This window comes from Vibrio neptunius (assembly GCF_000967495.1).
Classification (GTDB): domain Bacteria; phylum Pseudomonadota; class Gammaproteobacteria; order Enterobacterales; family Vibrionaceae; genus Vibrio; species Vibrio neptunius.
The window spans coordinates 81,797-92,511 of record NZ_JXXU01000002.1 but is presented as its reverse complement, the minus strand read 5'-3'; the positions used below and the strand labels follow the sequence as shown (position 1 = coordinate 92,511).

Genomic DNA, 10,715 nt, shown 5'->3' with positions numbered 1-10,715 from the left:
GCCCACACAGATTGATAGGTTTATATTGTTAAAGAGCGTTCTTCTTTTGTGATTAACCTCACTTCGGAAGAGGCGGTCATTCTAGCGAGATAAAGTTTAGTGTCAACCACTTTTTTCAAACTTATTTTCAAGTGTTTCCACTTGGCTAATAGACCTTGCTAACTGAGCTTTATGGTTTCGAAACATAGGCTTCGAAGCGTTCCCGTGTCAGCGAGGGGGCATTATAGAGATCAAGATTTTCTTGGCAACCCCTTTTGATGATTTTTTTAGTTTTTCTTACCTTTCGGTTAAAGCTTGACCCCAAACGACCAAATATCACTCTTATCTTCACAAATTGCTAAACTTTTGAGCGAATAACGAGACCTTTTTCCAGTTGGTGTATTCGACCTCTTTACTGGTGTCCGTCTCGCCTCCAGTCATGCTCATAATTAGCTTAATCATAATTTTATCGAACCAATTATATCGTGGATAGTAAAGAGCACCTGCGAATACGCCGATTAACTTTGGTTTCCAAGATGACTTGACTAAGAACTTGCGAATGTAAGCACTGCCTTCAGGTGTGTCCTTACCTTGCGCTTCTTTTCTGGCAGTCAGATTGACACAGAAGAAGGCAACCTTATTAGAATCTAGCTGTTGTTTATACCGTTCAATAAACTGGTACAGACGTTTGTTCAAATGGCCATATCGAATTGAAGCTCCAATCAATACCTTGTCATACGATACGAAATCGATATTTTCCGCACTGTGTAGATCTTGCGTTTCCACGTCAAACTCCGCTAGTTCTTGCTCTATATAACGAAGTATCTTTTGGGTTTGCCCTTCGCGAGAAGAGTAAAGAAATAGTGCTTTGGTCACAAAAGCTCCTTAACTACGCCAAAATGTCGGAGTTAGTAGAATCAATAAAGTAAATATTTCAAGACGTCCAAACAGCATAGAGACAATTAACACCCATTTGGCTTTATCATTGACATCACCAAAATTAAGGGCGACTTCTCCTAAACCTGGACCAAGGTTATTTAGAGTTGCGGCCACTGCAGAAAAGGCACTGAGCTCATCCATACCTGTAGCTATCAGACCTAGCATACATACGACAAAGACTAAAGCATAAGCAGAGAAGAACCCCCATACCGCATCTACCACACGTTGAGACAGTGCCGTACCACCGACTTTGATGGTGTAGACTGCTCTCGGGTGTACCAAACGCTTTAACTCACGTGCTCCTTGGAGGGTGAGTAACAAGACACGTATGACTTTCATACCGCCACCCGTTGAACCAGCACAGCCTCCGATAAAAGAAGAGAACAATAGCAATACAGGTAGAAATAGAGGCCACTCTGAAAAGCCCGTTGTCGTAAAACCAGCAGTGGTTGAGATAGACACCGTCTGGAACAGCGCCTGGTCGAACGCATCATAGACAGAATCGTAGGAATGGTGATTAAGCAAGATAAGGAAGCATACAACAAAGAGGAGTGCCTGTATGAAGATAAAAGCACGAAATTCAGGATCCTTCCAATAATACTTAGGATGAACACCACCAGACGCGAACGCGGCAAAATGCAAAGAATAGTTACACGCAGAGATCAACAAGAATACGACTGTAATCATGTTAATCGCGTAGCTATCAAAGTAGCCCATACTAGCGTCATGAGTTGAGAAGCCACCGATGGCTATCGTAGAAAAACTATGGCCGATGGCATCGAACGGTGTCATTCCCGCCAGCCAGAACGCCAAGGCACATGTGATCGTCAAGCTCAGATAGATGTACCACAGCGCCTTTGCTGTTTCAGCAATTCTTGGTGTCATCTTACTGTCTTTCACGGGGCCGGGAATCTCAGCTCGATACAACTGCATTCCCCCGATACCCAATACAGGCAAAATAGCGACGGCAAGTACAATGATTCCCATTCCACCAAACCACTGTAGGAATTGACGATAGAAAAGTACTGCTTTAGGGAGCTCATCAAGTCCAACAATGACCGTGGCTCCAGTGGTGGTCAGAGCAGAAAAAGATTCAAAAAAGGCGTCTGTTACTGACACGTTAGGGTTATCAGAGAGTAAGAAAGGAAGCGACCCCGCACTACCTATAACCGTCCAAAACAAAACAACGATAAGGAAACCATCTCGCGCTTTAAGTTCATGTTTATGGCGTCGATTTGGCCACCAGCAGATAGCACCACAGATAAGTAGGACAAAGAAAGTGGTGACAAATGGCACACCCGCTCCGTCACGATAAATCAACGCGACTAGCGCAGGCGCTAGCATTGAGACACTAAAGAGTGCGAGCAATAGCCCGACAATTCGAATAATTGAACGAAACTGCATGGATAGATGATGACTGAAGCTGAGCTTCCGACTTCCTGATTCTCTTTATTTTCCGTCTAAAGGGGTAACCAAAACTCTGGCTCCACTTTTGTTGATTATGGTTTGGGTAAAGTCACTCACATAGCGAAGCTCAATTTCCACGACCATCTTTACTTGTTCACTATAGTCAGTGTCCACTTGTTGCGCGCCAAATTGCGGCAATAGGTTCTGGATAATAGCAATTAAGCCATAGTCTAACTCCAGTAATAGCTTTGTGGTTATTTTTTTCTCAATAGTTTGAAGCAGCTTGAGAGCCTGCTGAACACCACCACCATATGCCTTGACCAAACCACCCGTGCCTAGCTTGATTCCGCCAGAGTAACGAGTCACAACTGCTGTAATCTCGCCCACACCAGCTCCCGATAGTTGAGCTAAGATAGGTTTGCCAGCTGTACCAGATGGCTCCCCATCATCACTGAACCCCCATTGCATAGAGTCTTCTGGTCGGCCTGCTACGAACCCCCAGCAGTTATGCCTCGCATCTGAATGCTGCATTTTTACCTGCTCAACAAAAGCCTTGGCTGCCTCTACCGAAGGGGTATGTACCAGCTGAGTGATAAATACACTTTTCTTAATTTCTTCTTCAAATAGAGCAAGTTGAGCTGGAATAAGATAGGGCTGGTCGTTCATATCATTGCGTCAGTTTTTATTATCATGCCATTTTATCATGCTCTCCTAATAAGAGCCCTTAAAAGATCGGCCACAGCGCACAATGTTAAACACTTGTTTAAAAAATGTATTGAATTTAACTCTAGCTGAGTCCACACTAAAACAACTGGTCTAACCAGAATAAGAATAAAGCGACATTTCTATATGCTGGCCCACAAGCCTTATGCTTGAGGCTGGTATACGCGCAATCCCAAGATTGTATGTCATGGAGATAGATAATGATTTACCAAGCCGAAACCCTACAGGTAAAGGAATTACACGACGGTATCGCTGAGCTAAGTTTCTGCTCACCAAATTCTGTCAACAAGCTCGACCTCGCCACTCTGGAATCACTCGATAAAGCTTTGGATGCCCTGAATGCATACCAAGGTCTAAAAGGCCTGTTACTGACTTCAGATAAAAATGCCTTCATTGTCGGCGCAGATATCACAGAATTCTTAGGTCTATTTGCTAAGGAAGAAGCCGAACTCGATAAGTGGCTACAATTTGCCAACAGCATCTTCAATAAGCTTGAAGATCTACCTGTACCAACCATTTCTGTACTGAAAGGTCATACTCTTGGTGGCGGATGTGAGTGCGTACTCGCTACCGACATGCGCATTGGTGATAAAACCACAAGCATTGGCTTACCAGAAACAAAACTCGGTATCATGCCTGGCTTTGGCGGCTGTGTGCGCCTCCCTCGCGTCATTGGTGCTGACAGTGCCATGGAAATCATCACACAAGGCAAAGCTTGCCGCGCAGATGAAGCGCTAAAAATTGGTCTACTAGATGCTGTTGTCGACAGTGAATCACTGTATGAATCAGCACTAGCAACACTCAAACAAGCAATTAATGAGAAGCTAGATTGGCAGCAACGCCGTAAACAAAAAACCTCTGCACTGACCCTAAGTAAGTTAGAAGCCATGATGAGCTTCACTATGGCAAAAGGTTTAGTGGCACAAAAAGCAGGCCCACACTACCCTGCGCCAATGAAAGCGGTCATCGCCATTGAAGAAGGTTCACGTTTTGCACGTAATGAAGCCCTAGATATTGAACGTAAGTACTTCATCAAACTGGCTAAATCCGAAGAAGCGAAAGCGCTGGTTGGCCTTTTCCTTAACGACCAGTACATCAAGGGCATTGCCAAGAAAGCGGCAAAACATGCCAACAAACAAACTGAACGCGCAGCCGTGCTAGGTGCAGGCATTATGGGTGGCGGTATTGCTTACCAGTCGGCTCTCAAAGGCGTGCCGGTTATGATGAAAGACATTGCTCAGGCATCGTTGGACCTCGGCATGACAGAAGCCTCTAAGCTGCTCAATAAGCGCTTGTCACGCGGCCGTATCGATGGATTTAAGATGGCGGGTATTCTAGCATCAATTACTCCTAGCCTACATTACGCAGGGATTGAAAATTCGGATGTGATTGTTGAAGCCGTAGTAGAAAACCCGAAAGTCAAAGCCGCCGTATTAAGTGAAGTAGAACAACAGGTCAGCGAAGATACTGTCATCACTTCCAATACTTCAACGATCCCAATTAACTTATTGGCCAAGTCACTTCAGCGCCCAGAAAATTTCTGTGGTATGCACTTCTTCAACCCAGTGCACCGAATGCCTCTCGTTGAGATCATCCGTGGTGAACACACCTCTGATGAAACCATCAATCGTGTTGTCGCTTACGCCGCTAAGATGGGTAAATCGCCAATCGTGGTCAATGACTGTCCAGGTTTCTTCGTTAACCGTGTACTCTTCCCGTACTTTGGCGGCTTCAGCATGCTACTTCGTGATGGTGCAGACTTTACTAAAGTCGACAAAATCATGGAGCGCCAGTTTGGCTGGCCAATGGGCCCAGCTTACCTACTGGATGTAGTGGGAATTGATACTGCACACCACGCACAAGAAGTCATGGCGCAAGGTTTCCCTGAGCGTATGAGTAAATCATCTCGCGACGCCATTGATGCATTGTTTGACGCCAATAAGTACGGGCAAAAGAATGGCAGCGGCTTCTATAGCTACAGTGTCGATAAACGTGGTAAACCGAAAAAGACCTTCAGTGACGAGGTTTTACCGATTTTGTCTGAGGTATGCAGTCAAGCTCAAGAGTTCGACGATCAAACCATCATTCAACGTATGATGATTCCAATGATTAATGAGGTCGCACTGTGTTTGCAGGAAGGCATTATTGCTTCTCCACAGGAAGCCGACATGGCATTGGTATACGGTCTAGGATTCCCTCCATTCCGCGGCGGTGTGTTCCGCTACCTAGATAGTGTGGGTATCGCTGAATTTGTAGCGATGGCAGAGCAGTACCAAGGTCTTGGTGCTATGTATCAGGTTCCACAAATGCTGATTGATATGGCTGCCAAAGGCGAAACCTTCTATGGCACTCAGCAACACGGTTCTATCTAAGGAGATTCCCACATGGCTTTACAAACAAGAAACGTCGTTGTCGTAGATTGTCTGCGTACACCAATGGGGCGCTCCAAAGGTGGCGCTTTCCGACACACACGAGCTGAAGATTTATCAGCCCATTTGATGAAAGGGATTCTGGCTCGCAACCCTCAAGTTAATCCGAGCGAGATTGAAGACATCTACTGGGGCTGTGTACAGCAAACGTTAGAACAAGGCTTTAACGTTGCGCGTAATGCAGCACTACTTGCAGGCTTGCCAATTGAAATTGGTGCGGTAACTGTTAATCGCCTATGTGGTTCATCAATGCAGGCTCTGCATGATGGTACACGCGCTATCATGACAGGCGATGCTGAAATATGTCTGATTGGTGGTGTTGAACACATGGGCCACGTACCAATGAATCACGGTGTGGATTTCCACCCAGGCATGTCTAAAAACGTCGCGAAGGCAGCGGGTATGATGGGTCTGACAGCCGAAATGCTGGGTAAGCTACACGGCATCAGCCGTGAACAGCAAGACGAATTTGCCGCACGCTCTCATGCTCGAGCCCACGCTGCAACGGTTGAAGGTCGTTTTAAAAACGAGATCCTGCCAACAGAGGGGCACGCTGCCGATGGCACCCTTTTCACGCTAGACCACGATGAGGTGATTCGTCCAGAAACATCAGTAGAAGGGCTTTCTCAGCTTCGTCCGGTATTTGACCCTGCGAATGGTACAGTTACAGCTGGTACGTCATCCGCCCTTTCAGATGGCGCGTCCGCCATGCTGATCATGAGTGAAGACAAAGCCAATGAGCTCGGGCTTACGATTCGAGCTCGTATTAAAGGTATGGCAATTGCGGGCTGCGATCCGTCTATCATGGGTTACGGTCCAGTTCCTGCAACCCAGAAAGCTCTGAAACGAGCTGGCCTGTCAATTGAAGATATGGATGTAGTTGAACTTAATGAAGCCTTTGCAGCTCAATCACTTCCATGTGCAAAAGACCTAGGTCTGCTAGATGTGATGGACGATAAGGTTAACCTCAATGGCGGTGCTATTGCACTAGGGCACCCACTAGGTTGTTCTGGCTCACGCATCTCAACTACATTGATCAACTTGATGGAGTCAAAAGACGCCAAGTATGGTTTAGCGACTATGTGTATCGGTTTAGGCCAGGGGATTGCCACTGTATTTGAACGCCCTTAGTTGACATTGAACTACACAAAAAGGCCTGCTCAGCAGGCCTTTTTATTTGAACAACGAGGCTTTCTTCTCATTCAACTACAGACATCCGAGCTCATTGAGATAGTTTTAAACTTCATGGCTTCAAGTCGAATGTCTTTGCTAATTGGTTTTAACTCAGTTTGATGCATAACGCAGCCAGTCGTTATGTAACTTATCCCCACTACCTAGATAATCCACCATCCACTGAATCAATTTGTGATTGTCATCTTTGCGCCAAACTAGGCAACAGCGACTGATTGGCTTGTCATCTGGCAATAACTTCTCAACCAACTGACCTTCATGGATCAGTGGCATCGCGATATGACGTGGCATATAGCCTACGCCGACCCCATTTTTTAAGCACTCGATGGCACTGTACCAGTTAGGCAGCAGCAAACGGCGCTGGTAAGGATAATGACCAGTGTGACGTTTGGGCAGTACATTGGAAGTATCATCAAGGCAGATCGCAGGAAACTGACTGACAAATTCTTCAGTAAGGTTTTGCTGGCGTACACAAGCGTGACTAGGTGAAGTGACAAATGCCCAATCTAAGATACCCATATCCCGAACTTCAAAATCTCCCCCCACAGGAATCGCCGACGTCGCCCCAATGACAATATCAGCTCTGCCCTGAGATATGGCCTCCCAAGAACCGTTGAACACTTCCATATTGATCTGCAGTTCAGCGTAAGGAAAGGTTTGATAAAAATCTTCAATCAATGGCTTGAGACGCTCCAGTTTAACCACATTATCTAACGTCAGTTTGAGTGTTTTCTGCCAGCCGTGCGCTGCACGCTTGGTTTGCGCTTTCACTTCTTCCATCTGTCGAAGCATTGCCCTAGCCTGTTCAAGAAACACTTCCCCTGCGGGCGTCAGCTCTACCTTTCTTGGTAAGCGACGAAACAGCACAACATCCAATTCCTGCTCCATTTGACGAATGCTGTAGCTAATGGCAGATGGCACTTTATGCAAGACCTCCGCTGCCGCTGTAAAGCTGCCAAGACGAGCCACTGTATCCACCAGCTCTAACGAAGTTTGAGAAAATACACTCATAGCCACCTTTCAAATTTTTTGATGAATAACTGCAAATTTTAGCGTTTCAATTTCACTATCACGAAAAATAGAATAGCAAAGTTAATAAAAATGTTGGCGCCAACTTTAACAACCCATGAATTTTTTTGAATGGAAAGATGATGAAAATCTCTAAATTACAACTTTTCTATTTAGCCTCGTTATCAATGCTAGGTTTTATTGCCACTGATATGTACTTACCTGCCTTCAAAGCAATGGAAGGTGATTTTGCTACTGGCCCAGAACAAATTGCACTGTCCTTGACTGTATTTCTGGTCGGTATGGCGATTGGCCAACTTTTATGGGGACTAGCATCGGACAAATTTGGCCATCGAAATACGCTAGCCGCAGGTTTAGGTTTGTTTACCGTGGCCTCTTTTGGTCTTGCTTTCAGCGATCAAGTTTGGCAATTACTGACACTTCGCTTCGTTCAGGCCATCGGCGTCTGCGCTCCTGCAGTGATCTGGCAAGCGATGGTCATCAAACGTTACTCCAGCAGCAGCCAACAAATCTTCGCCACCATTATGCCGCTAGTAGCGCTATCACCTGCTTTAGCACCGCAATTGGGTGTTGTACTGGCAGATAGCTTTGGCTGGCACAGTATTTTTGTTGCTCTGACACTAATGGGATTGTTGCTAGTAGCCACGACGATGGCACAAAGCAATGAAAAGGAGCCAGCTAAGCAGACTAGCATGAGCTCAGATATCAAAGCACTAGTAAGCTCAAAGACTTATCTGGGCAACGTCATGATGTTTGCTACCGCATCAGCTGCATTCTTCGCGTATCTGACCGGTATGCCAGAAATCATGGCTCAGCTTGGCTACGAAGCCAAAGACATCGGTCTCAGTTTTATTCCTCAGACGATCGCCTTTATGGCTGGTGGTTACTTGGGCAAAAAAGGGGTGGCCAAATACGGGGATGAAAAAGTACTGCGTCAGTTGATTGGATTATTCAGTGTCGCCTCACTACTCGTGTTTATCGCCTCACAATGGCAGCTCACATCCATCTGGCCGATTCTTGCACCCTTCTGCTTAATTGCTGTCGCTAACGGTGCGCTTTACCCGGTTGTCGTCAACCGTGCATTGGCCAGCGCTAAGCAGAGCCCAGCCACTGCGGCAGGGTTACAAAACAGCTTGCAGATCTGCGTCAGCAGTCTCGCCAGTGCGTTAGTCGCGGCGATGGCCAGCCAAGCTCAAGTAGTCACAGGTATTGCAATCGTGATTTGTATGAGCGGTCTGTGGATTGGCTACATTGTTTCTAACCGTCAATTATCGCAGCAGTTTACTGCCCCAGACAATTCTCGTGTCGTTAGTGACGAGTAACCAATTAAAAAGAGCCGCGTTGTGCGGCTCTTTCTTCGACAAAGCAATTACTTGCTCTTCAATCCCCATTTCTCAGCAGTTTGTTTGAAGAAGCCTTGGGTCTTTTTCAGTTCAACCCAGTGATTAATGTAGTTAATCCATACTTGATCGTCCTGCGGCAGCAGCATCGCAATCGGGGTAGGTTTGCGTGGCTCTTTTACAGGCACAATCGCGAGTTGTTTAAACTTCTCAACTAACGTTGCTGCTTCAACATTCGATGTCACGGAAACATCTGCACGGCGAGCTAATAATTCTTGGAAATCTCGCGCCGGCGCTTCAATCACAATGTGTTTTGCCGAAGGAAAGAATTCTTTGACCATCTTTTCTTGCACCGTCCCCAATGTCGCAGCAACTTTCACCTCTGCCTTGTCAAAATCGCTCCAGTCTGTGAACTTTTGCAGATCTTTTTTCTGTACCACAGGGACGAAAGCCAAGTAGAAATACGCTTGGCTGTAGCCGGCTACCTTCGCGCGAGACATATTCAAAGAGGCACTGCCCGTAATGTCGTACTTATTGGCGGTGATGCCGTTGACCAATGTCTTCCAATCCGTTGCAACATATTCAACTTTGACGCCTAAATCTTTGGCCAGCTCAGTGGTTACATCAATGTCAAAGCCTCGGTAGCTATCGGTAGCCGGATCTTTCATTGTCATCGGATTCCAGTCCCCAGTCGTCCCTACCCGTAACACCCCGCTATCAAGAATCTCATGGAGTCGACTTGTCTCGGCCGCTGCCTGACCAATTGACAAAACACACAGTCCGAGTGCTAGGATGAACTTGTTCATTTAATCTTCCTTAAAGTTATTACGCTCTGTGATCGTTCACTGCTAACATAGCAGCAACAAAGCAGTTTTTTTAGACAATACAGGATGTAATGTGACCTATCGTTATTTCTGGCTGACCACCACTCTCCTTCTCACTGGCTGTAGTGACTATCAATGGGGCTGGTATGTACTCGATCCTTCGACGGAGCAAGGTCAGACAAACCTGAAGTTTCTAAGCACAGGATTTTACGACACCATCACGATTTCGCTATTGAGCATAACTCTGGCAATGCTAATAGGTTTGTTGGTTGCCCTACCTTCACTATCAAATTCAAGATGGATCAATGGCCTGAATAGAGTTTATGTTGAGGTCATACGCTCGATTCCTGTACTCGTTCTGCTATTGTGGGTCTATTACGGCCTACCAACACTGCTGGATATCTCACTCGATCATTTTTGGGCAGGTGTTATCGCCCTAACCGTTGCAGAAAGTGCTTTCATGGCGGAAGTTTTTCGCGGCGGGATCCAGTCCATCGCCAAAGGGCAACATGAGGCTGCTGAGTCACTCGGACTGAATTACTGGCAAAAAATGCGCTTGGTCATCCTGCCACAAGCATTTAGACAAATCCTGCCACCACTCGGTAACCAGTTTGTCTATATCTTGAAAATGAGTTCGTTGGTCAGCGTGATTGGACTGAGCGATTTAACGCGGCGAGCAAATGAGCTGGTGGTCAATGAGTATTTACCCCTTGAGATTTATACTTTTCTTGTGCTGGAGTATCTGATTTTAATTCTGTTGGTATCGCAGGCAGTCAGGTGGCTAGAGCGACGTATTGCGATTCCAAGTAACTAGCTATAAAAAACGCCGCAATAAGCGGCGTTTTTTAAAGATT

At 46.1% G+C, this 10,715-nt stretch carries 9 protein-coding genes; 4 read left to right on the top strand and 5 right to left on the bottom strand.

Annotation, left to right across the window (positions count from 1 at the left end; genetic code table 11):
• Nucleotides 1-327: 327 nt before the first annotated feature.
• The 3 genes from hemG to TW84_RS01925 are packed head-to-tail and all read right to left on the bottom strand — an operon-like array spanning nt 328 to nt 2,991.
• Nucleotides 328-855 (bottom strand): menaquinone-dependent protoporphyrinogen IX dehydrogenase, encoded by a 528-nt coding sequence (hemG, locus tag TW84_RS01935; protein ID WP_045973991.1) that lies wholly within the window; start codon nt 853-855, stop codon nt 328-330.
• Nucleotides 856-864: 9 nt separating this feature from the next.
• A complete protein-coding gene (locus TW84_RS01930; RefSeq protein ID WP_045973990.1) occupies nt 865-2,322 on the bottom strand; it encodes a TrkH family potassium uptake protein in 1,458 nt (485 codons plus the stop codon).
• 45 nt (nt 2,323-2,367) lie between these two features.
• Nucleotides 2,368-2,991, bottom strand: coding sequence for a YigZ family protein (locus TW84_RS01925; RefSeq protein ID WP_045973989.1), 624 nt, complete (start codon nt 2,989-2,991; stop codon nt 2,368-2,370).
• Between the two features lie 257 nt (nt 2,992-3,248).
• On the opposite strand from TW84_RS01925, the gene fadB reads away from it, so the two are divergent.
• On the top strand, nt 3,249-5,420 hold the full coding sequence (fadB, locus tag TW84_RS01920; RefSeq protein WP_045973988.1) for a fatty acid oxidation complex subunit alpha FadB: 2,172 nt from the start codon (nt 3,249-3,251) through the stop codon (nt 5,418-5,420).
• A gap of 12 nt (nt 5,421-5,432) precedes the next feature.
• Nucleotides 5,433-6,608: an acetyl-CoA C-acyltransferase FadA gene (gene fadA / locus TW84_RS01915; RefSeq protein WP_045973987.1), complete on the top strand. Its 1,176-nt coding sequence runs from the start codon at nt 5,433-5,435 to the stop codon at nt 6,606-6,608.
• A gap of 153 nt (nt 6,609-6,761) precedes the next feature.
• Here the strand turns inward: fadA and punR are convergent, their stop codons facing one another.
• Nucleotides 6,762-7,679, bottom strand: a complete 918-nt coding sequence (gene punR, locus TW84_RS01910) for a DNA-binding transcriptional activator PunR (protein ID WP_045973986.1) — start codon at nt 7,677-7,679, stop codon at nt 6,762-6,764.
• A 140-nt stretch (nt 7,680-7,819) separates the two neighbouring features.
• Between punR and punC the strand changes: the two genes are divergently transcribed.
• Nucleotides 7,820-9,019, top strand: a complete 1,200-nt coding sequence (gene punC / locus TW84_RS01905; RefSeq protein WP_045973985.1) for a purine nucleoside transporter PunC — start codon at nt 7,820-7,822, stop codon at nt 9,017-9,019.
• 47 nt (nt 9,020-9,066) lie between these two features.
• Here punC and TW84_RS01900 read toward each other — a convergent pair whose 3' ends face one another.
• Nucleotides 9,067-9,843, bottom strand: a complete 777-nt coding sequence (locus TW84_RS01900) for a transporter substrate-binding domain-containing protein (protein WP_045973984.1) — start codon at nt 9,841-9,843, stop codon at nt 9,067-9,069.
• A 91-nt stretch (nt 9,844-9,934) separates the two neighbouring features.
• Between TW84_RS01900 and TW84_RS01895 the strand changes: the two genes are divergently transcribed.
• On the top strand, nt 9,935-10,675 hold the full coding sequence (locus tag TW84_RS01895; protein WP_045973983.1) for an amino acid ABC transporter permease: 741 nt from the start codon (nt 9,935-9,937) through the stop codon (nt 10,673-10,675).
• Nucleotides 10,676-10,715 lie beyond the last annotated feature (40 nt).

Coding starts and splice junctions, on each gene's coding strand:
- punC (WP_045973985.1), top strand. CDS start 7,820: ATGAAAATCTCTAAATTACAACTTTTCTATTTAGCCTCGTTATCAATG.
- punR (WP_045973986.1), bottom strand. CDS start 7,679: ATGAGTGTATTTTCTCAAACTTCGTTAGAGCTGGTGGATACAGTGGCT.
- fadA (WP_045973987.1), top strand. CDS start 5,433: ATGGCTTTACAAACAAGAAACGTCGTTGTCGTAGATTGTCTGCGTACA.
- TW84_RS01930 (WP_045973990.1), bottom strand. CDS start 2,322: ATGCAGTTTCGTTCAATTATTCGAATTGTCGGGCTATTGCTCGCACTC.
- fadB (WP_045973988.1), top strand. CDS start 3,249: ATGATTTACCAAGCCGAAACCCTACAGGTAAAGGAATTACACGACGGT.
- TW84_RS01925 (WP_045973989.1), bottom strand. CDS start 2,991: ATGAACGACCAGCCCTATCTTATTCCAGCTCAACTTGCTCTATTTGAA.
- TW84_RS01900 (WP_045973984.1), bottom strand. CDS start 9,843: ATGAACAAGTTCATCCTAGCACTCGGACTGTGTGTTTTGTCAATTGGT.